The sequence below is a fragment of the Lysinibacillus sp. NPDC096212 genome, from assembly GCF_044763105.1.
Classification (GTDB): domain Bacteria; phylum Bacillota; class Bacilli; order Bacillales_A; family Planococcaceae; genus Lysinibacillus.
In genome coordinates this window covers 253047-278528 of sequence record NZ_JBIWFQ010000001.1, presented here as the reverse complement: position 1 = coordinate 278528, position 25482 = coordinate 253047, and the positions used below count along the sequence as shown (strand labels likewise).

Here is a 25482-nt window from a genome sequence, read left to right as displayed (position 1 = left end):
TATGAGCTTTATGCAAATTAAAGATTTATGCGTGCATTATCCTATCCGTGGTGGTTTCTTCAATACCATTGTAGATCATGTTTATGCGGTAGATGGCATTAGTATGGAGTTTGAAAGAGGAAAAACGTATGGTCTTGTTGGAGAATCAGGATGTGGTAAATCGACAACAGGTAAGGCAATTATTGGTTTGGAGAAAGTAACATCAGGTCAAATACTCTATGAAGGACAAGATGTAACGAAAATGCGTCGTAGCGGTAATTCAGGATTTAATCGTGACGTACAAATGATTTTCCAAGATTCCCATTCAAGTATGAATCCAAGAAAACGTATACGTGATGTTATTGCAGAGCCTATTCGAAATTTCCTGCGTTTAAGTGAAGAGGAAGAACGAAAACGAGTTAACGAACTTTTGGCGATTGTTGGCATGCATGAGGATGCCCAATATAAATATCCTCATGAATTTTCTGGTGGTCAAAAGCAACGATTGGGTATTGCACGTGCTTTGGCATGTCGCCCAAAATTAATAATTGCAGATGAGCCTGTTTCTGCGCTTGATTTATCTGTACAAGCACAGGTTTTAAACTTTATGCAAGATATACAAGATGAATTTGGTGTAACGTACTTATTCATTTCACATGACTTAGGTGTTGTAAAGCATATGTGTGATGAAATCAATATTATGTACCGAGGACGTTTTGTAGAAAAAGGACAAAGAGAAGATATTTATAATGATCCACGTCATATTTATACACACCGTTTATTATCTGCAATTCCAGATATTGAGCCTGAAACTCGTGTAGAACGTAAGCAAGAGCGTTTAAAAGTAAGTCAGTATTATAAAGAAAATCAACATAAATATTTTGATAAAGACGGAAAAGTTTATCCTTTACAATCAATTTCAGATACACATGCCGTAGCATTGGCTTCGATTGAAGGAGGAATGTGATTATGTGGAAAACGGTTCTTCGAAGAGTCATCATCATGGTTCCACAAATTATTATTTTAAGTATGTTAGTGTTTATCATTGCTAAGCTAATGCCAGGCGATCCATTTACAGGTTTAATGGGACCAGAGACAGATCCTAACCGTATTGAAGAGTTGCGCGAAGCAGCAGGCTTAAACGACCCATGGTATCAACAATATGCTAGATGGGTGTCAAATGCAGTACATGGCGACTTAGGTAAAAGCTACACATATCAACGTAGTGTAACATCACTTATTGGTGAACGTGCACTCAATACTTTCTACTTATCATTAGTTGCAATGATCCTAACGTATTTAATTGCAATTCCATTAGGGCTTCTAGCAGGTCGTTATCAAGATTCTCGATTAGACCGAGGAATTGTGTTTTATAACTTTTTAAGTATGGCAATACCTCCGTTCGTCTTTGGTTTAATTTTAATTTATGTATTCGGCTATATATTAGGCTGGGTTCCAACATCAGGTTCAGTAAATGTATTAACGGAAAAAGGTACTTTATCTTACTATTGGGATAAATTGTATCATATTATTACACCTGCTATTACGATGGCGGTTTTGGGTACGTATACAATCATTCAATATTTACGTTCAGAAATTATTGATTCTAAAAACCAAGACTATGTTAAAACAGCACGCAGTAAAGGTTTACCAATGAATAAAGTATATACACGACACATTTTCCGTAATTCATTAATTCCGATTGCGGCAGGTCTTGGGTTCACTATTACAGGTTTACTAGGCGGAACAATCTTTATTGAAACAATCTTTAGTTATCCAGGTATGGGAGAACTATTCATGTCTTCAATTGCGAGTCGTGACTATAGTGTAATTACAGCACTTATCGTGTTGTATGGTTTCTTGGGGTTACTTGGAAGTATGTTATCAGATATTATTTTAAGCATCGTAGACCCACGAATACGTATCGACTAACTTGCAAAGAATAGAGGTGACTTTACATGGATAAAACAGAAGAGAAAAAATTAGAAGAACAACATCGCCCAGCAGTAGGTTTCCAAGTCGTTTGGCGTGAGTTTAAAAAAGATAAATTAGCAATGTTTTCATTAATATTTATAACTTTATTAGTAATAGCGGTATTTATTGCTAGTTTTATTATTGATGTAGACGAAATAATGAAAGTTAAATTACTAGGTCGCTTTGCGGAGCCAGGTGTTGATGGATATATTTTAGGTGCAGATGACGCAGGGCGTGATATTTTTGGACAATTAATTATCGGAGCTAAAAACTCTTTAATTATTGCTGTAAGTATTACGCTTATTGCAGCAGTTATCGGTATTATTATGGGTTTAATCACTGGCTATTATGCGGGTAAAGTTGATCTTGTTATTATGCGAATTATGGATTTCATTATGATTTTACCTAATTTTATGATTACGATTGCCATTGTTTCAACGCTAGATAATTATTCACCAGTACACATCGTTATATTATTAAGTATATTTGCTTGGATTGGGAAGGCAAGATTAATACGTAGTAAAACATTAACTGAGGCTCGTCGAGATTATGTAAGTGCTTCAAAAACGATGGGTACAAGTGATTTCAAGATTATGTTTAGAGAAGTTCTACCAAATTTAAGCTCCATTATTATTGTTAACTTAACATTAAGTTTAGCTGGTAATATGGGTGCTGAAACAGGGCTTTCATTTTTAGGGTATGGCTTACCACCTTCAACACCAAGTTTAGGTACTCTAGTAAGCTATGCAAGAGATCCTGAGATTTTAGTAGATAAATGGTGGATTTGGTTACCCGCAGCATTATTTATTTTAGTAATGATGCTTGGTATAAATTATGTTGGTCAAGCGTTACGACGTGCGGCTGACTCAAGACAACGATTAGGTTAAGGAGGAAGGGTAAATGAAGAAAAAAAGTTATTTTCTTTTAACTTTACTATTGACACTAGTTTTAGCACTAGCGGCATGTAGTGGAGGAGGCAAAGAATCTTCAAAGGATTCTGATTCAAAAGGTGGTAATGATTCTGGAAAGAAAACTGAATCATCTCGTAGTTTTCCAATGGAAGTAGAGAATGAAGGAGAACCAATTAAAGGTGGCGTTTTACAAGTAGCTTTACCAAGTACATCACCGTTCAAAGGTATTTTCTTACAAGAACTTTACTCAGATAATAATGACTCAGCAATTATGAAGTTTGCAAGTAACATTCTTTTTGAGAATGACGGTGACTTCCAAGTAACAGATAAAGGACTTGCAACTCTGAAGGTCGACGCAGATGCAAATAAAGCAACTGTAAAAATACGCGAAAATGTAAAATGGTCAGATGGAGAGCCTTTTACAATCGACGATGTTATTTTCCCTTATGAAATTATCGGTAACCCTGATTATGAAGGTGTACGTTATGATGATGATTTCCAAAATATTATTGGTGCTAAAGAGTATCATGATGGGAAAGCTGATACAATTTCAGGTTTAAAACGAGTAGATGATTATACATTAGAAATTTCATTTAAATCAATTTCACCAGCAATTTACAGTGGTGGTGATGGATTATGGAGTTCAGCTGCACCAAAACATCAATTAAAAGATATTCCAGTGAAAGAAATGGTAAGTTCAGATGCTGTTCGTGTAAACCCAGCAACTTTAGGGGCTTTCAAGTACGATAAAATTGTAAACGGTGAGTCTGTTAAACTTGTTAAAAACGAACACTATTGGAAGGGTGAAGCTAAACTCGATGGTGTAGTAATAAAAGTAGTTTCGCCAGAAACATTACCGAAAGCATTAAATTCAGGAAGCTATGACTTAGCGATTAATGGTTTCCCAGGATCAAAAATTACACAAATAGAAAATTCAAAGAACTTAGCAATCCTATCACGTCCACAATTAGCTTATAGCTATTTGAGTTTCAAGCTAGGTAAATTTGATAAAGCAAAAGGAATTAACATAACAGATAAAAATGCAAAATTAAATGATCCAAAATTACGTCAAGCATTAGTCTATGCTATCGATGTAGAAGGCGTTAACGAAAAATTAAGTAATGGTATTCATACACGTGCGACAACGTTAATTCCACCAGCATTTGCATCATTCCATACAAAAGATATGCCAGGCTTCACATATGATGCTAAAAAGGCAAAACAATTATTAGATGAAGCAGGCTATAAAGATGTTGATGGCGATGGTATTCGTGAAGACAAAGATGGTAAGCCATTTACAATTAAATTAGGTGCACAAGGTGGTACTGAGGTTCTAGAATCTACGATTGAATACTACCGCCAAAACTGGAAAGAGGTAGGCATCAATGTTGAATTAGCTTCTGGCCGTCTAATGGAGTTTAACTCATTTAGTGATAAACTTAAAAAAGATGATCCAGAGATTGAAATGTTCTTTGGTGCTTGGGGTACAGGAACAAATCCATCTCCAAAAGGTTTATATGGTGAGGGCGCATTATTCAACTACTCACGTTTTGTATCACCTGAATTAACTGCAATGTTAGATGATATCGATTCTAAAGAATCTTTAGATGTAAATCATCGGAAAGAAGCATTCCGTAAGTTTGAAGAGTATATGTTTGAACAGGCTACAACAATTCCAACTGTAGCAATGACTGAGATCATTCCAGTTAATAAACGTGTTAAAAACTTTAATGTTGACTATGCAGATGAAACTCAATATCAAGATATCGAGTTAACTGCTGATGCTCCATTAAAAAACTAAATAGCACATAGTTAAGTGTGAAAGTGTAAAGCTGTAGGTAATTTCCTTAAAAGGAATTTCTACAGCTTTTTTACGTTTGTGTAACTTCAAATGTCCGTCGAGAAATTAATTTATTTTTTACAAAAAAATAAGGAGAAGTCCGTAACAAATAGTTGAATTAAATTATTTGTCTTCCGTAATAATTCTAGCTTTAAGGCGTTGATGTGTTAATAGAAAAAATTATTTATTAATAGTTATTAGGGAAAAGATGTGAAAATGGTGAAATGTAAAAAAACGGGATCAGCGTCATAGGTGAGACCCTGTAGTGCAATCGGACAACCTCAGCAAAGCACCCGGTCGGAATGGAAATCAATCACACGTTACGGTTTCAGCTAAAATTCATCTAAAAACCTAATCCGAATAAATGTAGAATTTATGAGGAAAAGTATAAGGAATAAATGAATATTTGCTATATTGTCATAATAAAAAAGTAATACTTTAAACCGATAAAGTGGGAAGTCAACAAAATACTCATTGAAGAAAAAAACAAATTTATTGAGTGAAATTGGAATAGTTGTATGGATTAATTTGTATATAAGAATATAAGAAATGTAAAAATTCACTTGATTAAATGTATTATTTCTAGCTAAAATGATAATACACTTAATTATCAGAATATTATTTCATTTGGGATTTGCGCGAAAATTGTTTGTGGAGTTGAGATTGATATTCTTTTAAATTGATGATTTTATACTTTGAAATGATTTTGAAATAAATTATTTTTGATGAACTTAATATCTAAATGTAATTTTTATGTAAAAAAGATAGTGCTTAACATGCAGCATCTAACTCAATACATTGGCAACAGTAGTTAAGTAAAAACTCTTAAAAGGTGTGATATAAAATGAGCTTAATGTTAGAAGTGAAAAACCTTAAAGCTGGTTTTGATATAGACGGGGAGCTATATCATGCAGTTGATGATGTTTCATTTTCAGTTAAATCTGGTCAGATCATTGGAGTGGTTGGTGAATCAGGCTGTGGAAAAAGTGTAATGTCTCTTTCTATTATGCAATTACTTCCCAAAGGAGTTGGTAAAATCACTGGAGGTGAAATAAGATTCCACGGGAAAAACATAGAGAACTATTCGAACGACGAGATGAATAAAATTAGAGGAAATGATATTAGTATGATTTTCCAGGAACCTATGACATCCTTAAATCCTGTTTTTACTATAGGCTCACAAATTGAAGAGATTATGCTTAATCATAGTAAAATGTCTAAAGCTGAGGCTAGAAGTAATGCGATTGATTTATTAAAACAGGTTGGCATTCCAAGAGCTGAAAAAATTGTAAATGAATACCCTCATCAATTGTCAGGTGGTATGAGGCAAAGAGTAATGATTGCTATCGCTATTGCTTGTCAGCCTAGACTTTTAATAGCGGATGAACCAACTACTGCACTTGATGTAACAGTTCAAGCCCAAATACTAGATTTATTGAAAAGTATTCAGGGGGAAAATAACATGTCTATTGTACTGATCACTCACGATTTAGGTGTAGTCGCGGAAATATGTGATGAAGTAATTATTATGTATGCTGGAAAGATCGTAGAACGAACAACTGTTGATAACTTGTTTTACAATCCCAAACACCCATATACGAAACTCTTAATGGAATCTATTCCGAGAATAGATACAGAAGTAAATGAGTTAGCTACTATTAAAGGCATTGTACCTTCTTTAAAAAATATGCCTCAAGTAGGCTGTCGTTTTGTTGATAGATGTCCATCGGCGATGCCTGAATGTAGCAGTGTTATGCCGCAACTTACCTTCGTAGATGACAATCATGAAGTCTCTTGTTTACTTTATGAAGGCTGTAATTCTAGAAAGGGTGTGAGCAAACAATATGAATCAAACTTTAAATAATAAAGAAAATTTATTGGAGCTAATTAATTTAAAAACCTATTACCCGATTAAAGGTGGATTATTCAAACATACGATTGGACATGTTAAAGCAGTTGATAATATTTCTTTTGCCATAAAAAATGGTGAAACATTAGGGTTAGTAGGCGAATCTGGCTGTGGAAAGTCAACAACAGGTCGTACGATTTTAAGATTGTTAGACGCAACGGAAGGAAAAGTTATTTTTAATGGACATGATATTACAAAATTGCAAGGAAAATCATTAAGAGAAATAAGGAAAGATATCCAAATGGTGTTTCAAGATCCTTATGCATCATTAAATCCTATGCAAATGGTAGGTAGTATCATAGCTGAACCAATCATGAATTACTATAAAAAATCACTTAAATCCTTAAAAAATGAAGTTTTAGAGCTTTTACAAAAAGTTGGCTTACCCGAAGATGCATATTACAAATATGCGCATGAATTTTCAGGTGGACAGCGTCAGCGGATTGGTATTGCTAGAGCACTTGCACTTAAACCAAAACTAATTATAGCGGATGAACCAGTTTCAGCATTAGATGTCTCTGTGCAATCTCAGGTTCTTAATCTGCTAAAAGAGTTGCAGGATGAGTTTGACTTAACATTTTTATTTATTGCTCATGATTTAAGTGTTGTAAAACATATGAGTGATCGAATCGGTGTTATGTATTTAGGAAACATTGTGGAAATTGCAGATAAAGAACATATTTATGATGAACCACTTCATCCTTATACACAAGCGTTAATCTCTGCAATCCCGGTACCTGATCCAAGGAAAAAGAGTAGCCGTATCGTATTAGAGGGGGATATCCCTAGTCCGGCTAATCCTCCTAAGGGGTGCCCTTTCCATCCACGTTGTCCGAAGGCGATGGTAGAGTGTTCATTATCTAAACCAACCTTAAAGGAGGTGAAGCGGGGGCATAGAGTTGCATGCCACTTATATTAAAAAATAATAAGAAAATAGTGTGTTAATTATTTTCAAAATAAAATTCACGGGGGGATAAACAATGAAAAAATCAGCATTATGGGCTTTCATGCTAATGCTAGTAACAGCTTTGCTTTTAGCAGCGTGTAATAGCGACAACTCGACAACTGACAAGGATAAGGAAAAAGATAAAGGTGATTCCACAAAGACTAGTGAAACAGCAAAAAATAAGGTTGTAACTTTCGGTACCGACCAAGCGCCTGAAGGTGTATTTGACCCAGCATTTAATGGAAGTGTTGTAGATAGTTATATCCAAAATTTCACAATGGATGGTATTTATGATGTAAATGATAACTTAGAATATGTTCCTAATTTAGCAACTTGGGAAATTAGTGAGGATAAATTAACTTATACGTTTACATTTAAGAAAGGTGTAAAATGGCACAATGGTGAGGAGTTAACAGTTGATGATTGGGTATTTGCATTAGAGACACTAGCTGATAAAGATTACGATGGCCCACGATTCAATTATGTTGAAAATATTAAAGGCGCAAAAGCAAAAAAAGAAGGGAAAGCTGACAAAATCGCAGGGATCGAAGTCGTTGATCCATATACTGTGAAAATTAATTTTGAAAAAGTGAAAGTTAATAACCTAGAAAACCTTTGGCAGTATCCTATGCCAAAGAAACATTATGAAGGTATTGCTGTTAAAGATTTAAGCGAGTCGAAACAAGTTCGTGCAAATCCTGTTGGCGTAGGACCGTTTAAAGTGAAAAAGGTTGTAGACGGCGAATATTCTGAATTAGAGCGTTTTGATGATTACTGGAAGGGCAAGCCGCAGCTTGATGGGGTGATTGTAAAAGTAATTGACCCATCATTGGCAGCTGGTGCGTTCCAAAACGGAGAAATTGACATCATGGATATTAGACCACAATCTGTGAAAGAATTGTCAGCATTGAAAAATGTACGTATTGAAGAAACGAATGGTGTAGTTTACTCGTATATCGGTCTTCGTTTTGGTCATCGTGATAAAGCTACTCTTAAAAATGTAGCAGATTTTGATAAGTTTAAATCAAAAGAATTGCGCCAAGCACTATTATACGCAATTAACCGTCCAGCAATGATCGATGCTTTCTTAGAAGGAAAAGCTAAAGTTGCAAATACTGTGGTTCCAAGTGCCTTCTGGACTGCTGCAGAGGAATCTGACTTAAATCAATATGCATACAATCCAGAAAAGGCTAAAGAGCTTCTTAAGTCTGCAGGTTATGTAGATATTGATGGTGATGGCTTTGTAGAAGATCCTAAAGGTAAGCCATTTAAAATTTCATTTGGCCACTATGCTGGTCCTGCTGCCTTTGAGGGTCGTTCACAAGCGATTATTCAAGCTTGGAATGATATTGGAGTGAAAACAGAACAAGCAACTGGTACTTTAATCGAATTTAACTTATATAACGATATGAAAGATAATGATGATGCTGCATTAGAAGCATTCTTCGGTTCTTGGAGTACAGGGGCAGATCCTGACCCAACTGGATTATGGGGGAACGATGCAGAATGGAACTTCGGTAGATACGTAGATGCGAAAAACCAAAAATTATTGGATAAAGCCTTAAGTGAAGAGGCATTTGACAAAGATAAGCGTAAGCAAACTTATGTGGAATGGCAAAAATACTTCAATGAAGAATTACCAGCCCTACCATTATGGGAAGGCTTAGATTTATATGGCATTAATAATCGACTACAAGGTGTTCATATTAACGCTGTTGGTTTCCAAACAGATGTTTATAAATGGTATATCGAGGAATAAATTGTAAACTTACAAAGAATTATTAAGCCTACTAACTAGGTCCACTTCATGAATTGGGCCTAGTTAGTAAATTTCTATATAAGGAGACGTCACATGCTTCAATACACACTTCGAAGATTTCTTGGCATGATTCCATTGTTACTCCTTATTTCTGTGGTGGTGTTCTTTTTAGCGAAAATGATGCCAGGGGATCCATTTGCTGGTGAAATCAATCCTTCTAATACGAATCCACAATACATCGAAGAAATGAGAGAAAAATTAGGCTATAATGACCCGATTATCGTGCAATATGGTAGATGGGTCGGTAAATTTATACAAGGGGATTTCGGGAAATCTACTGTTTATAAAAAACCGGCTGCAGAGATTATTGCTCAGCGAATACCAAATACAATATTTTTAGCGTTAACATCATTAGTTTTCACGTACTTTTTTGCATTTCTTATGGGAATGTATGCAGGAAGAAAGCCTTATACACTCGGAGATAATTTAATTGCAACTTATAATTATTTAGCTTTAGCCATTCCATCGTTTGTTGCAGGAATTGTTGCTATTTATTTCTTTTCCTTTAAGCTAGGATGGTTTCCTTTTAGTGGTTCCGTAGGTGTAGGCATAGGGGAGGGAACTTGGGAGTACTACATGAGTAGGATGCACCATGTTTTATTACCGGCACTTATTTTAGGATTAATGGGAACGGCGTCCTACACACAATTTTTACGAAATGACATTATTGAAAATAGTAGGAAAGATTTTGTAAGAACAGCGAGAGCAAAGGGAACAAAAGAGTCGAAAATATATAACAAACATATTTTACGAAATTCTATTATTCCAATAATTACGTATCTAGGTTTTGATATTGCAACATTAATTAGTGGTGCGGTAATAACAGAAACTATCTTTACTTATCCAGGTGTAGGCGCACTCTTCTTAGAATCTGTTGGACGTAGAGATTATGCGGTCATGATGTCGATAACAATGTTACTTTCGTTTTTAACGCTTTTTGGAAATTTAGTGGCGGATATATTATATGGTGTGGTAGATCCGCGTATTAGACTAGATTAAGGAGGGGAAATTATGACATTGGTAACTGATCAAGAAGTTTTAACTCCAAAGACACCGAAAAAAAGCCCCTCGCCATGGGTGATAGCGAGACGAAAGTTTGTAAAAAATAAATTAGCTATGATTAGTCTAATTTTTTTACTACTAGTTATCGTTTTATCTTTTTTAGCTCCCTATATTACAACAAAAGACATTGTACGTGTCGACTTTATGAAAATTAGTCTACCTCCATCAAGTGAGCATTGGTTAGGAACAGATACGAATGGACGAGATGTTTTTACTAGAATGCTCTACGCTGGTAGATCATCTTTAACAGTTGGATTAGGCTGTATGATTTTTATTGTAATAATCGGAACAGCTGTTGGCGCTATTTCAGGGTATTTTGGAGGAAAAATAGATCAAATGTTAATGCGATTTACTGACTTCGTATTAATGTTTCCGTTTTTAGTTTTCTGTATTGTTTTAAATACTATACTTTCAGGAAAAATATCCGGTCTATGGACATTAATAATTGTTATTTCACTTTTAATGTGGGGAAGCGTTGCAAGGATAGTTCGAAGTAGGGTTTTAACTGAAAAAGAAAATGAGTATATATTAGCTGCTCAGTCAATTGGTTGTAAACCTTCAAAAATAATCATTAAGCATTTATTGCCTAACGTTGCATCGACGATTATTGTACAAGCAACATTATTGATGGCGATAACAATTGTTGCAGAATCTAGTTTAAGCTTTTTAGGACTAGGTGTACCAGCTGATACCCCGAGCTGGGGCAATATGCTATTTGAGGCTAGAAACTCAGAGGTACTGAAAAATATGCTTTGGATGTGGGTACCACCTGCAACGGCTATTACTCTAGTTATTTTGTCGATCAACTTTATTGGAGAAGGATTAAAAGATGCTTTAAATCCAAAATCAAGAAGGTAATTGGTGCATATTGTTGCCACCTAGCTCAAGAAAATAGGACACCATAAAAAGTAATATTAGTTACTAAACTTTCATAGCAAGAAAATCCTTATAAACCTGTTGTGTTATCAGCTATTCAGCTTTTTAAAACTCGGCCAAGGACGTTCTTATGACTTGCTCATCAGTTATACGATAATTGTTTTTACGCGCTATATTTTCACCGCATGGCAAATGTGAAAAGAGTGGATTCCAAAACATTTGGCAATCTGTTTAATGAACGTGAAGACATAAGAGACATCGATTCCTGACAGCCAAATGAAAAAATGACTGGCGTCTCTACCTAGTTGTTTCAAGTAATGTCTAGGCATTTCAGGATGCTAGAGTTGAGTATTAATTAAAGATATTTTTCATAAGAATCAATTTTCTGTATATTCTAAAAAATAACTTGATAAATCTCTTACTTTTTATTACAATTAAGTTATAGTTTTGTAATATTGTGTTTTCGAAGGAGGTGAATTGGTAAATGAAAAGAGATATTTTTGATTTAGATTTAAAAGTATCAGAAGTAAGCCCACAGATATCGCATCCAGAACAAGAACTACCAAGTTCTAAAGATGCTAACGCTAACCTTTCTTTTAAGCCACCTTGTCCAATAAGACCATAACTATAAATGCGGTGAAAAGTTATTTCTTTTCGCCGCTTTATATTTTTGCTAAATCCGAAATTTTAATAGAATAGGGAGGTTAAATTATGAAAAAAGACTGGAGTATATTGGATTTAAGTGTTGTGAGAACCCCATTATTCCCACTTTCATTTTATATAAGTAAATTATCCTTAGAAACAAATCCAGAAAATATTATAAATTTAGTTCTGAATAATCAAGTTATTAAAGAAGCAATATATTTTGCTAATCCAAATCTCTTAAATGAATTAAAAAAATATAACAATAAAAGTGATAAGAAAAAAAGAAATATTATAACCTCTTTATATAAATACCTTGCAAGAATTTCTACAAAATCAACTCCTTTTGGACTTTTTTCAGGAGTTCAAGAAGTTTCGCAAAAAAATACTTCATATACCTCTTTAAATAATCAAACAGAAAAAAAAAATAATAAATATATAAGAGTAGATTCGATGTGGTTACTAGGTGTAATAGAAAAAATTGAAGTTCAGGAACAATTGTGGGATTTTATAAATGTTAAATTTGTGGATATGTATTTATTTGAGGGAGATAGGATATTTTTCCCGTACAAAACGATGTACGGACAATTTGATAGATATAAAGAACAAGGTGAAAAAAATGGTTTTTCCATTCGGAATAGCGAGCTAATTAATAAAATAAGGTTAATTGCAACTGACTTTATCCCACTTTCTGTTTTGTTATTTGAGCTGAAAAATATTTATACGGATTTTAATGTGACTGAAATTAAATCTTATTTGAAACAATTAATATCCCTTGAAATATTACATACAAATTTGCGTCCAAATTTAACAAATGCAAATAGTCTAGATGATTTACTATTATTTTTTAAAAGAAATAATTTAGCAGATCAGCCAATGTGTCAATTGCTTTATAAAATACAAGAATGTATTTCAGAATATTCCGATTTGGAATTAGGTAAGTTTGAAAGTATTGAGTTATTGAATGAAATAAAAGTGAAAATGGAGGATTTATATAAATGTAAAGATTATTTACATATAGATTTAAAATTTGAAAGTGATTATGAGCTTCCAAGAAACTGTAATGAGGATATAAAGAAAGCAATTGATATACTAAGTCTTTTTTTAATTCATCGCAATCATAATCACAATCAAAGTTTAGAAACCTTTAAAAAAGTATTTATAGAAAAGTATGGCTACAATACAGAAATAAAATTAGTTGAATTACTATATTCTCTTGAAATTACTGATTATACGACAAAGAATATAACGACAAGAACTTTAGATGAGGTAGAGGATCATACAATTTATAATTATATGGAAAGCTTAATCACTAATGCTTTATTTCAAGGGTTTGAAGAATTGGAGATAACTGATAACGAAATAATAAAGTTTAAACAGTATCAAAAAATAGACTTCTCCTATGTAAATGAGTCATTTGATATGCTATTCTCAATAGTCAAAAATAATGATCTTGTTTATTTGACAGTTAATAATGATAATTTTTCTGACAATGCTGGACAATTAATAGGAAGATTTTTTCCTTTGTTAAGTGATAAATATATAAAGGAAATTGAAATATTAAATGATTTTGAAAAGAGTATTTATGGAGATAATTATGAGATAGCTGAAGTTGGTTGTCAAAGTGTTTACGGAAGAGCTTCTAATATAAGTTCAACTATAAATCCTAGGGATCATGAATTACCTATTCTTTCAGGTTTTTCTAAATTAAAAAATAATATAAAAATTGGTTCGATTCTTTCTGGAATTAATGATTATGGAGAATTATATTTGAAAAATTCTGACACAAACAACTTAATTGTTCCTAAAACAACAAATATGTTAAATGGTGTAAATTATTTTCCTGAGGTATATAAATTTTTATTAGACGTAGGAAAAGAGGGGGAGATTCCTTTTCAAACTTTCTTTCCGATTTTTTATAATAAATTTGTATTTACTCCTAGAATCAGGTATAAAAATATTGTTTTGTCTAAAAAACAATGGAGAATTGACATGTATATTCTGCAGTTAGAAAAGCAGTTCAAATATGAGGATTGGGAATATGCAATTTCTAAATGGAGAGAAACGTACAAAGTTCCAAGAATAGTTGAAATGAAAAATTTAGATTCGACAATTTATTTTAATTTAGAAAATTCATTGCATTTAAAAATTTTAAGAAAAGAATTTTCTAAATTAAATAAGCTTATTTTTACTGAAGTAGACTATGGAATTGATATTAATTCTATTAAAGAAAATCAATTTAAAGAAGAATTAACAGTATCTATATTGAATAAAAGGAGTATTAAAAAGAAATTTAATACAATGCATAATAATCCAGAAATCAAAAGGAAGATTATTCCTGGTGATGATTGGATTTATTATAAACTTTATATTAAAGAAGATTATCAAGATGAGCTATTAATAAAGTCTGTATTACCATCTATGAATAAATTATTGAAAGAAAATAAGATATATTCTTATTTCTATGTAAGATATATTGATTCTCGTCCTCATATTAGGCTGAGGATAAAAGTAGACTCAACAAATTTTAATTTTGTATTTTCATTTATGTATGATTGGATAAAAAAATATATTGAAGAGAATTTTATAGATAGTTTAAGTATTGATACGTATTATCCAGAATATATGAGATATGGTGGGCAACGATTAGAAGAACGATTTCATGAAGTATTTTTTGCAGACAGCCAATATTGTTTAGAGTTATTAAATCTAAACAATAAAATTGGGGAACCTATTGAGAAAATAATTATTTTTTCGGTAAAGTGTTTATTACAGGATATTGGTTTCGAAAAAGATAAGCAGATTAAACTTATAAATCAATATTTAGACCTACATAGGTTAAATAAAAAAATATTGAAATTAAGTTTCAAAGATTATATTTTAGAAAATTCAGGGATAGATGATTCTAATTTCGAATCTGAAGAATTTTCAAAATTTAGAGCATGTGTGCTTAAACAATTCTCTAAAGAGTTAGAAATTGCTCAATTAGAAGGATTTGATATGAATGATATTGTCCTATCAGTAATTCATATGAATGTAAATAGATTAATGATTATATATAGAGAAAAAGAAAATCAACTAATGTATAGTGTATTAAAATTTCTTGAGAAAAATTAAATAAACTTCAAGTTCTTCTTACATCATATTACATTTTTTGTGATTTTTATAAATTGTATCTGGGGGTAAAACCAATGCATACTTCTTCTTTAGAGCTTCAAAAACAATGTTCAATACTTTTTGAAGAACATCTGAAAAACTTTGCTAACAATACTTTGAAAACAAATTTTGAAGATCAAAGTATTCATACTCTTAGTCATGGGATTCCGGGACTTTGTATTTTTTATGCAAGTTTAGATAAGTTGTATCCGAAAAATAATTGGGACTATTATGCACACAGGCATTTAGAAATATTAAATAAAAAGATAGATTTTAATATTATAGATGTATCACTTTACCGTGGAATAAGTGGAATTGGGGCATCAGTTTTATCTTTAGCAAAAGAGGGTAGATACCAACAATACTTAAAATCATTAAATGAAGTTTTAGAAAATCGAATTAGAAAATTACTAAATGAATTCCCTTCAGAATCTGACGTCTCAATATATGATGTTATTTCTGGAATATCAGGTGTAGTTAGATATATGCTATTTTTTAAAGAAAATAATAATATTAATCAGTTAATAAATGAACTAGTTAGTAAGATAATAGTATTTGCAGAATCTGAAATGGATAAACTTTCTGGTGATTTTGCAAATAAAAATGATTCTGTTAACCTGGGAACCGCACATGGTTTATCAGGCATCTTATCAATTTTATCAATAGTCAAACTAGAAAAATTTGAAGTTGAAAAATTGAATCTAACTATAGTTAATCTAGTAGCGTTTTTTGAAAAAAATACATTCAAAACATTAGGTGTACTTACTTTCCCTGAACGCTTACCTTTTATAAATACACCTAGACATAAAAAATATATTAATTCCTCTTGGTGTTACGGTCTAACTGGGATTACTAGATCAATGATTTTAGCATCTAAGGCAATAGATGATATGTTACTTAAAGAAAAATATATTAATAATTACAACATGTTCCTCAACTCTTTAAATTTAGAGAAAGGAAAGGTTTCTACCGTATTTTGCCACGGTGTTTCAGGGATAATTTATGAAACCTTCTTGATATATAAAGAATCTGGAAATATTAAATTTATTGAACACATTTTAAAGTTACTAACTATATTACATGACAATTCAGATTTTAATAATTTCAATTCATTTCCGGATCGCTCGTTAGAAGAAAACTATATTGAATACAAGGAGGGGATTTTAGACGGAACTATAAGTGTATACATAGTAATATTATCTATTTTGTTAAACGAAAGGGAAAATATGGATTGGATTTTTTTGAAAAGTTAATTTTAAAACGAAGGGGAATTGAAACTTAATTCATTTTCTTCTGAACAAATTAGTCTTTCTGATTGGCGTGATAAGTTTAGTTATATCACAAGATTTTCAAATATTTTCAGATACAATAATGAAAATACTAACTCCCATCACAGTGTTTATACTGTAGACGGGAGTTAGTGTTTTATCGATTAGCAACCCAAGTTTTCACAAGATCTGCAGTACCATAAACGTAATGCTGATTGCCAACTTCGTGGTATGCTGCGCTATCGTCAACTTCCGTATGCTTGTACGGAATACGTTGACGGCGTTTTTCTGACATAGGGTCAGGAAGTGGAATTGCTGATAATAATGATTTTGTATACGGATGAACAGGGTGATTATAAATATCATCTGCTTTACCGATTTCCAATATTTTACCACGGTACATAACAGCGATACGGTCACTAATATACTTAACCATTGATAGGTCATGGGCAATGAAAAGATATGTTAAGCCACGTTCTTTTTGCAGTTCTTTTAATAAATTAACAACTTGCGCTTGAATTGAAACGTCAAGTGCAGAAATAGGTTCATCGGCGATAATAAATTTAGGATCTAAGCTTAGCGCACGAGCAATTCCAATACGTTGACGTTGACCGCCCGAGAATTCGTGTGCATAACGGTTTGCGTGCTCTTTATTTAAGCCAACAGCCTCTAACAGTTGATTAACTTTTTCACGACGCTCTTTTTTATCTTTGTAAAGACCGTGAATAGTAAAGCCTTCACTAATGATTTCTCCGGCTGTCATACGCGGATTTAATGAAGCGTATGGATCTTGGAAAATCATTTGCATTTGACGATTGAATTTCTTTAAGTCATTTTTAGATTTTTTCCCATGGACGTTCTCGCCATCGAAAGTAATTTCCCCATCGGTAATGTCGTACAGGCGTATAATAGAACGACCCGTTGTTGATTTACCACAGCCGGATTCTCCTACAAGACCGAGTGTTTCACCTTCGTATACATCGAAGCTAATACCGTCAACAGCTTTAATAGGGTTATTTGCTGAACCGAAATGCTGCTTTAAATTTTTAATTTCTAAAATTTTCTTTGCGCCCGTTTTAGTCATTTGATTGTGCCTCCTTTGCTAAATATCCTTCAATACGTTTAGCAACCGCATCTGGAAGCGGAATTTTTGGTGCATCAGGATGCATCAACCAAGTTTTGGCAAAGTGTGTTTCGCTTACTTGGAACATCGGTGGCTCTTGCTCGTAGTCAATAGCCATTGCAAATTCATTACGAGCGGCAAACGCATCGCCCTTTGGAGGGTTTGTAAGATCTGGTGGTGAACCAGGAATTGTACGTAATAGCTCATCAGTATCATTATCTAAGTCTGGCATTGAACCAAGCAAACCCCACGTATAAGGATGCTTAGGATTATAGAAAACATCATTAACAGTACCATATTCAACGATTTGACCTGCATACATAACTGCAACACGGTCGGCAACGTTTGCCACGACACCTAAATCGTGGGTAATGAAAATGATCGATGTTTTCGAAGTTTTTTGGATTTCTTTCATTAGCTCTAAAATTTGCGCTTGAATAGTAACGTCTAATGCTGTTGTTGGTTCATCGGCAATTAGAAGCTTAGGATCAGCTGCAAGTGCGATGGCAATAACAACACGTTGACGCATACCGCCTGAAAATTCATGCGGGTATTGGTTATAACGTTTTTCAGGGAAGGGGATACCTACCTGCGTTAAAAGTTCGATTGCACGTTTTTTAGCATCAGCTTTTGATACTTTTTTATGTTGTAAAATTACTTCAGTTATTTGACGTCCGACCTTCATAGTCGGGTTTAAGCTTGTCATAGGATCTTGGAAAATCATTGCAATTTCATTTCCGCGTACTTTTGACATTTCTTTATCGCTTAAAGTCACTAAATCACGGCCATTAAATAATATTTGCCCGGACTCATAAATACCAGGTGGCTGTGGAATTAGTTTCATTAATGCGTTACTCGTAACACTCTTACCAGAACCGGATTCACCAACGATTGCGAGTGTTTCACCTTCTTTTAAGTCAAAGTTTACACCACGAACAGCACGAACAAGCCCTGCATAAGTTTTAAAGTTTATTTTTAAATCTTTTACTTCTAGAATTGTTTTACTCATTTTGACCACCTCCTTATTTACGTAGTTTTGGATCTAATGCATCACGTAAGCCGTCACCAACTGCGTTAAACGCAAAGATTGTTAGTGAAATGAACAGTGCAGGGAATATTAAACGCCAAGGAGCATTTGTAATCGCACCATTTCCATCAGAAGCCATTGTTCCCCAAGAGGCTTGTGGAGCAGGAACCCCAAGTCCTAGATAACTAAGGAAAGACTCTGTAAAAATAGCAGATGGCACTGTTAATGTCATTGTTACTAAAATTGCACCAAGTGCATTTGGCACTAAATGTTTTAAAATTAAATGTCCTGTTCTTGCGCCAAGAGTACGAGCTGCTAAAACATACTCTTGATTTTTAATAGATAATACTTCACCACGTACAATACGGGCCATATTGATCCAACCTGTAATCGATAGTGCGATAATCATTGGTATAATACCTTGTTCTAATACTACTAAAAGGACGATTACAACTAATAGGTAAGGAACAGCTGTTAAAACATCGGCAATACGCATCATAATATTGTCAACACGACCGCCTGCTAAACCAGAAATACTTCCCCATAATACGCCAATGATCAAGTCTATGATTGCCGCAGCAAAGCCGATGAATAAAGAAATGCGAGCGCCAGCCCATACGCGAACGAAAATATCTCGACCTAAATCATCTGTACCAAACCAAAATTCTGATGATGGTGGAGCATTAAAAGCACCTAATTGATCACTATAGTGGTATTGTGAAAACATCGGCACTAATATAGCCATTAAAAAAATAATTATTAACGCAATTAAACCAAAAATCGCCATTTTATTATGGGAAAAACGAATAAATACTTCCTTCCAAAAGGAGACAGATTTATCTGCTAATTTTTCAGTGGCTTCGTGATTTCCGCCAACAATTTTAAACTTATCTTTTTCGATTTGTTGCTGTGTCATTACTTTTTCGCTCCTTTCAATCTAATTCGCGGATCGATCACGCTGTATAAAATATCTACGATGAATACCGCAAATAAAAGAATGATTGAGTAGAACACCGTTGTCCCCATAATAACTGTATAATCACGGTTCGTAATACTTTGCACAAAGTGTTTACCTAATCCAGGAACCGCAAAAATTTGCTCTACGATGAAGCTACCTGTAACAACAGCAGCAGTTAATGGACCTAAATAAGTAACAACTGGTAAGAGGGCGTTACGTAAAGTATGGCGGAAGACAATTGTCCATTTGCCTATACCTTTTGCACGAGCCATTTTTACGTAATCACTATTATTTTGTTCAAGCATACTTGATCGTATCAGTTTAGCAATAAAGCCCATATGCGTTAATGCAATAGCAAAGGCTGGCAATATACTATAACTAAAGCCTTTCCATCCACTAATGGGGAATAGCTGAAGTTTATATGCAAGGAAATATTGCATGAGTCCAGCTAATATAAAGGATGGAACGGAAATTCCAAGCACCGCAAAGGTCGTTGCCAAATAATCTGGCCACCTATTATGATAAAGCGCAGCAATTACGCCGATTAATACACCAAATCCAATCGCTAGCAGCATCGCTTCAATTCCTAAAGTTAACGATACAGGGAAGCCTTCTGCAATCATATCATTCGTAGAACGCGCTTTATATTTCATAGATTCACCGAAATTAAAAGTGGCCGCATCGATTAAATAATCTTTGTACTGAATATACCAAGGGTTATTTAATCCATACGTTTCGTTTAACTTTGCCTCTATTTGAGGAGGGAAATTACGTTCAGATGCAAATGGGTTACCAGGAGCAAGACGTAATAGGAAAAACGTAGCCGTTACGATGACGAAAAGCGCGAGAAGTATATACATCAGCCTTTTCAAAATATATTTAATCACATAAAACTCCTCCTTCAATTTGTCAATTATCTGACAAATAAGTGCCTTCGTATTTTAAAAAGAGCTGACTCGCACCGCAGTGGCTACGAGGCAGCTCTTCGCTTAGAGCTTAAAAGAAATTATTATTTCATCTTTACGTATTTAAGGTGAATATCACCAGTTGGATTTGGATTTAAGTTTTCAATGCCTTTTTTAACTACTGATAAGTTAGTGTAGTAGTAAATAGGCGCAACTGGGAATTCTGTCATAATAATTGCTTCTGCTTGTTTTAAATATTCAATACGTTTAGCTTCGTCTACTTCAGCAACTGCTTTTTTCAATAAATCTTTGTATTGAGCATTTTCCCAGCCTGTTTGGTTGTTACCGTTTTTAGCCGTATCGAACTGTTCAAGGAATGTATATGGATCTTTAAAGTCAGCTACCCAGCCCATACGACCAATTTGATAATCACCAGTTTTTAATTTATCAATATAAACTTGCCATTCTGAGTTATCTAACTGAGATGAAATACCAAGTTTTTTGCTCCATTCTTCTTGAATATATTGAGCGATTGCTGCATGCCCTTCAGAAGTGTTAAATGAAATGTTAACTTTAAGATCTTTAGGGTCTTTAATACCAAGTTCTTTCATCCCAGCTTCAAGAGCAGCTTTTGCTCCATCAACATCATTATCTTTCATGTAACCACGGTCATTTTCAAATCCAGGGATTACTATAGGAACCATACCTGTAGCCGGTTTTTGTTCACCTTTAGTTACATTGTCAATTAATGTTTTACGATCGATTGCTAAAGTAAGAGCTTTACGGATATTTGCATTTTTCATAATTTTATCTTTTGTATTGAATTTATACCAATAGATACTTGCTTCGTCCTTGATTGTTAAAGAACCATCTTTTTTGAATTCATCAATTACATTAAGATCTATTGTTTGGAATGGTTTACCGATATAGTCAAGCTTGCCACTTTTAAAGTTAGTAGCAACAGTTGGCTCTTTTTCAATCATAGCAACATTTACAGTATTAACATCTACATTTGATGCATCCCAATAATCTTCATTTTTTGTAAGAACGATAGAATCGCTATGTTTCCAATCGCTTAATTTATAAGGACCATTTGTTACGTAATCTTTACCTGCGTCTGCGTACCATTCTTTATTAGCTTCAGTCACTTTTGGGTTAATTGGTAAATACGTTTTAAATCCTGTTAATTCTAGGAAATAGGGAGTTGGGTTTTCTAAAGTTACGACTAAAGTTTTGTCATCTTCAGCTTTGATACCAACGCCATCAGCAGATCCTTTTCCTTCGTTGTAAGCTTGAGCCCCTTTAATTGGGTAGAAAATAGAAGAATACGCAGAAAGGTTTTCTGGATTTAACGCCCATTTCCAAGCATATTCGAAGTCACCTGCTACAACGGCATCACCATTTGACCATTTTGCATCACGTAAGTGGAAAGTATAAGTCTTTTTATCAGGACTGATTTCCCACTTCTCAGCCATGCCTGGAGTAGGATCACCATTAGCGTCTGAAACAGTTAGACCCTCAAAAATGTTAATTAAGATTGCACTAGATGTAGTATCTTCTGCAAGTCCTGGGTGTAAAGATGGTGGTTCTGAAGCAACTGCTAAGTTAAGCTCTTTAGCTTTTGAACCAGAATCTTTTGTACCGTCTGAAGATGAAGAATTATCAGACTTTTCACCACCGAAGCCACATGCAGCTAGTACTAATGAGAATACTGCAAGGACTGTTAATAATAAAAACTTTTTGTTTTTAATCATGTAAATCCCCCTTATACAATTTTAAGCCTTCTATGAAGCTCTTATTTAATATACCAAAAAAATCATTGTGCACAAAATAAAAAATATTCGAATTTATATAGTATTATCTGACATTTTTGAAGATAGTAATTTTTTTCGATTTATCACATTAAATAGAGAAAGCGCTTTCATGATAAAAAAATGATGTTTATTTATTGTATATATCAAAAATAGAATAAAAATTAAAAAATAACTCACTATATCGAAAATTCGTATTCTTCAGATAATAATATTATTATCTGTAAAATGAATCAAAAGTCATGCGTGTGATATGTAAGATATTTATGTAGATTTGTAGAAAATCGTTGTAAAACTGAGTGATTTATATTCCTGAGTAGGAATTTTTTGTAATTTACATTCTCGAAGAATGAATATTTTTATCTATTAATGATATATAAGAAACTTGTTTTGTATTTTTCTTAGATTAACCAGTATAAAAGAGAAGAAAGAAAAATTAGAGTAAAATGTGCCTCTCTTAAAGAATAAATATCGGGTATTTTAGTAAAAAATGTTTTTTTGAAATAATTTACACGTTACTTGAATATACAATGATGTATAAAAAACAGTGTATTGAATCAATTATATGAATGTAGGATTGGACATGCGATAAATGGAAAAATGCATATGTTTTTGGTATTGTTTTATGGAGAAATCCAATTGTCTCGCTTATGAGGAAAGCTCCTACATAAAGTTACTAAACATTGTGTAGGTAGAACTTGATGAGTAGAAAATTACTGCATTTCTTTGTATGGTCTATTTTACCATATTTACTAAGTTAAATGGTAGTCTTCCTAAAAATAAACAGTAAAGTACGGTTAACGGTAGTTAAAGGTGAACGTTTCCTTAGGCGAGCGAAGGATTATTAGCGTATATGTTGTTAGTCTCCTTAACTATGGTAGCTCCGTTGCACTCGCGCTTTCGATATCGGGAATGTAGGTAAACATTAATAAAGCAGAGCATTTCGATTATAGAAATACTCTGCTTAAATGTATCAATTATGCCGTGACATCCGCCGGAGGCTTTAACTTCTTTCAGCAGATGTCTTTTGTACCGAAAGCGTAGCGCCAGGCACAGATGTTTGGACACCCGCTGAAAAGTAACTTAAATCCGCATTCATCTCACCACCTATAGAGGTGGGAGACTTCTGTACCTGTCACTTTGCTTTCGCTACAGGAAATAAATGCTGAAAGAAGTTAAAGCTTAAATTGATTAATTTGGGTTTGTAAGTCCGAGGATTTTTCACTTAAATCTGTAGCAACATGATTTACTTGTTGCATTGTTGCTGCTTGTTCCTTACTAGCTTCAGCAATGAGCTGTGTATTGGCTTCACTAGAAGAAGCGCCCTGAGCAATTTCTGCAACAGAGGCTGCTACTTGTTCAGCGCTTGCAGAGATTTCTTCAGTAGTAGATGAAATGTCTTCTATTTGATCTGTCATTGTAGTGATCGCTTTTGCGATTGCTTCGAAAGAGTTGCCAGCATCGTCAATAATTCTCACACCATCTGTGACAGAATGTAGCCCATCTTCGACAGCCTTCTCTACATTTTGTGTATCTTCTTGGATTTCTTGTGTTAACGTAACGATTTGATTGGCTGATTGCTTTGATTCTTCTGCTAGCTTACGAACTTCATCTGCTACAACAGCGAAGCCTTTACCGTGTTCACCTGCACGTGCAGCTTCGATTGCAGCGTTGAGCGCTAATAAATTCGTTTGATCTGTGATGGCTGTAATTACTGTAGTTATATTGCCTATTTCTTCTGATTGCTTACTTAACTTTTGAACGAGCTTGTTAATCGTTTGAGTAGAATCATAAATCACGTTCATTTGTTGTTGAGCTTCATCAACTGTACTATTACCGTTATTCGCCAATTCAGTTGTTGTTACTGCGCTTTGGTGAAGTTGTTGAGTTGCTTCTGCTATACGTTGTACACCTAGTGCTGTTTCATCCATTGCATGTGCACTCTCATTGGAAGCAATTGTAGCAGTAGATGCTGCATTCGCTGTCTCGTTAATGCGTTCAGTAATCTCATCAGCAGAAGCAGAAATTTCTTCGATAGAGGCGGATAGCTCTTCAGCAGAAGCTGATAAATGTTCCGCATTGCCTTGGATATGTGTTAATAAACCTCGTAAGCTACTTTTCATTATGTTAAAGGCTGTAGAAAGCTGACCGATTTCATCTTTAGATTGATGAGAAAGATCTTGATGATATAATTCACCATTAGCAATATTATTGGCAGCCATAACAACGGATTTCAAAGGTCGTGAAATTGTACGCTGTACATAATACATCAGAGATACCCCAAGTATTACACCAATAATGATAGCAATGATTGAGATTGTTTGAGAATTTGATACTGCTTGTTTAGATTCTTTCGTGACAGTATCAAGTTGATTTTTTTGATAACTTACAATTTTCTCTGATACTGCTAACAAATCTGTATTTGCTTTTTGAACATCGCCATTAACTTTTTGTATCGCTTCTTCTAATTTTCCAGCATCATGAAGTGCTAATGCTTCTTCAGCTGCTTTGTTAAAAGCTTCATTATATGTATTTAGATCCTTTGCATAGGTCTCCATTTCGGATGAATCAGATTTTTCATTGATCTCTTTTACATGCGCATCTAGCATTCTAGCATGCTTTGTAAAGTTATCTTTATTAGCTGCTGAGTCTTCAAGGAGTATTGCCCGAATGTAAAGACCTTGCATTGCTCGTTCAGTTTGAATATTATTAGCTAATTCTACTAGCGTTACACGGTTTTCTAGTGCATTTTCTACCTTCTTATCAATGTTTGAGAATTGAATAAACATAATGACTAATGAAATAATTAAGGTCAGAATGATGGTTAAAAAACCAAAGCTTAATTTTTTGCCTACAGACATAAAGATACGTCCTTTCTGGAATGCTATTTACTTTTTATTTAAATTTAGCCATTTAGAAGGGGGGAAGTCAATAACCTCGGAATAAACAGTACGGAATATTCATCAGTTTTTTTAGGGTTATTATAATAAGGAACAATAGATACAAAAATCAATCAAGATAAAGGGGAATTTAATAGTCGTATAGTACAGATTTCGTGGTCATTGTCATAAAAATTGAATACGATACATTTCATCATTGAGGTAAGCTCCCCATGGAGATGACGAGACGTATTGAAGCTCCCCACAAAATACTGAATATGGAGTTTAACGATTAAATCGCTATATAACTTTAGCAACCAAAAAAATTACATAAGAAAAGCGTGAGAAATCAACATTTCTAAAATTGATTTCTCGCGCTTTTTAAGGTTTTATCCAG

General features: G+C 33.7%; 18 protein-coding genes and 1 pseudogene. 13 read left to right on the top strand and 6 right to left on the bottom strand.

Annotated features, from left to right (window positions below; translation table 11 throughout):
- Window position 1 precedes the first annotated feature (1 nt).
- The 13 genes and pseudogenes from ACIQ7T_RS01310 to ACIQ7T_RS01255 all read left to right on the top strand — a co-directional run bounded on the left by ACIQ7T_RS01310 (window position 2) and on the right by ACIQ7T_RS01255 (window position 16367).
- The gene (locus ACIQ7T_RS01310) at window positions 2-946 is read left to right on the top strand and encodes an ATP-binding cassette domain-containing protein (RefSeq protein ID WP_402868204.1); all 945 of its coding nucleotides are present in this window, start codon (window positions 2-4) and stop codon (window positions 944-946) included.
- 2 nt (window positions 947-948) lie between these two features.
- On the top strand, window positions 949-1911 hold the full coding sequence (gene opp4B / locus ACIQ7T_RS01305; protein WP_132357499.1) for an oligopeptide ABC transporter permease: 963 nt from the start codon (window positions 949-951) through the stop codon (window positions 1909-1911).
- Between the two features lie 26 nt (window positions 1912-1937).
- Window positions 1938-2840: an ABC transporter permease gene (locus tag ACIQ7T_RS01300; protein WP_402868202.1), complete on the top strand. Its 903-nt coding sequence runs from the start codon at window positions 1938-1940 to the stop codon at window positions 2838-2840.
- Window positions 2841-2853: 13 nt separating this feature from the next.
- Window positions 2854-4665: an oligopeptide ABC transporter substrate-binding protein gene (locus ACIQ7T_RS01295; protein ID WP_370075290.1), complete on the top strand. Its 1812-nt coding sequence runs from the start codon at window positions 2854-2856 to the stop codon at window positions 4663-4665.
- An 883-nt stretch (window positions 4666-5548) separates the two neighbouring features.
- Window positions 5549-6568 carry an ABC transporter ATP-binding protein gene (locus ACIQ7T_RS01290; protein ID WP_370075289.1) on the top strand — a complete coding sequence of 340 codons (1020 nt, stop codon included), beginning with the start codon at window positions 5549-5551 and terminating at the stop codon, window positions 6566-6568.
- A complete protein-coding gene (locus ACIQ7T_RS01285; protein WP_370075288.1) occupies window positions 6549-7532 on the top strand; it encodes an ABC transporter ATP-binding protein in 984 nt (327 codons plus the stop codon). Before ACIQ7T_RS01290 ends, ACIQ7T_RS01285 begins: the two co-directional genes overlap by 20 nt.
- 61 nt (window positions 7533-7593) lie before the next feature.
- Window positions 7594-9318, top strand: coding sequence for an oligopeptide ABC transporter substrate-binding protein (gene opp4A, locus ACIQ7T_RS01280; RefSeq protein ID WP_370075287.1), 1725 nt, complete (start codon window positions 7594-7596; stop codon window positions 9316-9318).
- Window positions 9319-9411: 93 nt separating this feature from the next.
- Window positions 9412-10377, top strand: a complete 966-nt coding sequence (gene opp4B, locus ACIQ7T_RS01275) for an oligopeptide ABC transporter permease (RefSeq protein ID WP_370075286.1) — start codon at window positions 9412-9414, stop codon at window positions 10375-10377.
- Between the two features lie 12 nt (window positions 10378-10389).
- The gene (gene opp4C, locus ACIQ7T_RS01270; RefSeq protein ID WP_402868198.1) at window positions 10390-11298 is read left to right on the top strand and encodes an oligopeptide ABC transporter permease; all 909 of its coding nucleotides are present in this window, start codon (window positions 10390-10392) and stop codon (window positions 11296-11298) included.
- Window positions 11299-11415: 117 nt separating this feature from the next.
- Window positions 11416-11549: pseudogene (locus ACIQ7T_RS27965) on the top strand (IS4 family transposase); the annotation flags it as partial.
- Between the two features lie 251 nt (window positions 11550-11800).
- Window positions 11801-11941 carry a hypothetical protein gene (locus tag ACIQ7T_RS01265; RefSeq protein ID WP_370075284.1) on the top strand — a complete coding sequence of 47 codons (141 nt, stop codon included), beginning with the start codon at window positions 11801-11803 and terminating at the stop codon, window positions 11939-11941.
- 86 nt (window positions 11942-12027) lie between these two features.
- On the top strand, window positions 12028-15075 hold the full coding sequence (locus ACIQ7T_RS01260) for a lantibiotic dehydratase (RefSeq protein WP_402868196.1): 3048 nt from the start codon (window positions 12028-12030) through the stop codon (window positions 15073-15075).
- A gap of 74 nt (window positions 15076-15149) precedes the next feature.
- Complete coding sequence (locus ACIQ7T_RS01255; RefSeq protein ID WP_370075282.1) at window positions 15150-16367, top strand: lanthionine synthetase C family protein; 1218 nt, start codon at window positions 15150-15152, stop codon at window positions 16365-16367.
- Between the two features lie 172 nt (window positions 16368-16539).
- Here ACIQ7T_RS01255 and ACIQ7T_RS01250 read toward each other — a convergent pair whose 3' ends face one another.
- The 6 genes from ACIQ7T_RS01250 to ACIQ7T_RS01225 form a co-directional block, all read right to left on the bottom strand.
- Window positions 16540-17466 carry an ABC transporter ATP-binding protein gene (locus ACIQ7T_RS01250; protein ID WP_370075281.1) on the bottom strand — a complete coding sequence of 309 codons (927 nt, stop codon included), beginning with the start codon at window positions 17464-17466 and terminating at the stop codon, window positions 16540-16542.
- Window positions 17459-18514 (bottom strand): ABC transporter ATP-binding protein, encoded by a 1056-nt coding sequence (locus tag ACIQ7T_RS01245; RefSeq protein ID WP_370075280.1) that lies wholly within the window; start codon window positions 18512-18514, stop codon window positions 17459-17461. The genes ACIQ7T_RS01250 and ACIQ7T_RS01245 overlap by 8 nt, the downstream gene beginning before the upstream one ends.
- Before the next feature lie 13 nt (window positions 18515-18527).
- A complete protein-coding gene (locus tag ACIQ7T_RS01240; protein ID WP_370075279.1) occupies window positions 18528-19448 on the bottom strand; it encodes an ABC transporter permease in 921 nt (306 codons plus the stop codon).
- The gene (locus ACIQ7T_RS01235) at window positions 19448-20377 is read right to left on the bottom strand and encodes an ABC transporter permease (protein WP_370075278.1); all 930 of its coding nucleotides are present in this window, start codon (window positions 20375-20377) and stop codon (window positions 19448-19450) included. The genes ACIQ7T_RS01240 and ACIQ7T_RS01235 overlap by 1 nt, the downstream gene beginning before the upstream one ends.
- 122 nt (window positions 20378-20499) lie before the next feature.
- Window positions 20500-22149, bottom strand: a complete 1650-nt coding sequence (locus ACIQ7T_RS01230; protein WP_370075277.1) for a peptide ABC transporter substrate-binding protein — start codon at window positions 22147-22149, stop codon at window positions 20500-20502.
- A 1232-nt stretch (window positions 22150-23381) separates the two neighbouring features.
- Window positions 23382-25067, bottom strand: coding sequence for a methyl-accepting chemotaxis protein (locus ACIQ7T_RS01225; RefSeq protein ID WP_370075276.1), 1686 nt, complete (start codon window positions 25065-25067; stop codon window positions 23382-23384).
- Window positions 25068-25482 lie beyond the last annotated feature (415 nt).

What these genes read in the sequence shown, in the direction of transcription:
- ACIQ7T_RS01310 (WP_402868204.1), top strand. Translation starts at nt 2, where the DNA reads ATGAGCTTTATGCAAATTAAAGATTTATGCGTGCATTATCCTATCCGT.
- opp4B (WP_132357499.1), top strand. Translation starts at nt 949, where the DNA reads ATGTGGAAAACGGTTCTTCGAAGAGTCATCATCATGGTTCCACAAATT.
- ACIQ7T_RS01300 (WP_402868202.1), top strand. Translation starts at nt 1,938, where the DNA reads ATGGATAAAACAGAAGAGAAAAAATTAGAAGAACAACATCGCCCAGCA.
- ACIQ7T_RS01295 (WP_370075290.1), top strand. Translation starts at nt 2,854, where the DNA reads ATGAAGAAAAAAAGTTATTTTCTTTTAACTTTACTATTGACACTAGTT.
- ACIQ7T_RS01290 (WP_370075289.1), top strand. Translation starts at nt 5,549, where the DNA reads ATGAGCTTAATGTTAGAAGTGAAAAACCTTAAAGCTGGTTTTGATATA.
- ACIQ7T_RS01285 (WP_370075288.1), top strand. Translation starts at nt 6,549, where the DNA reads ATGAATCAAACTTTAAATAATAAAGAAAATTTATTGGAGCTAATTAAT.
- opp4A (WP_370075287.1), top strand. Translation starts at nt 7,594, where the DNA reads ATGAAAAAATCAGCATTATGGGCTTTCATGCTAATGCTAGTAACAGCT.
- opp4B (WP_370075286.1), top strand. Translation starts at nt 9,412, where the DNA reads ATGCTTCAATACACACTTCGAAGATTTCTTGGCATGATTCCATTGTTA.
- opp4C (WP_402868198.1), top strand. Translation starts at nt 10,390, where the DNA reads ATGACATTGGTAACTGATCAAGAAGTTTTAACTCCAAAGACACCGAAA.
- ACIQ7T_RS01265 (WP_370075284.1), top strand. Translation starts at nt 11,801, where the DNA reads ATGAAAAGAGATATTTTTGATTTAGATTTAAAAGTATCAGAAGTAAGC.
- ACIQ7T_RS01260 (WP_402868196.1), top strand. Translation starts at nt 12,028, where the DNA reads ATGAAAAAAGACTGGAGTATATTGGATTTAAGTGTTGTGAGAACCCCA.
- ACIQ7T_RS01255 (WP_370075282.1), top strand. Translation starts at nt 15,150, where the DNA reads ATGCATACTTCTTCTTTAGAGCTTCAAAAACAATGTTCAATACTTTTT.
- ACIQ7T_RS01250 (WP_370075281.1), bottom strand. Translation starts at nt 17,466, where the DNA reads ATGACTAAAACGGGCGCAAAGAAAATTTTAGAAATTAAAAATTTAAAG.
- ACIQ7T_RS01245 (WP_370075280.1), bottom strand. Translation starts at nt 18,514, where the DNA reads ATGAGTAAAACAATTCTAGAAGTAAAAGATTTAAAAATAAACTTTAAA.
- ACIQ7T_RS01240 (WP_370075279.1), bottom strand. Translation starts at nt 19,448, where the DNA reads ATGACACAGCAACAAATCGAAAAAGATAAGTTTAAAATTGTTGGCGGA.
- ACIQ7T_RS01230 (WP_370075277.1), bottom strand. Translation starts at nt 22,149, where the DNA reads ATGATTAAAAACAAAAAGTTTTTATTATTAACAGTCCTTGCAGTATTC.
- ACIQ7T_RS01225 (WP_370075276.1), bottom strand. Translation starts at nt 25,067, where the DNA reads ATGTCTGTAGGCAAAAAATTAAGCTTTGGTTTTTTAACCATCATTCTG.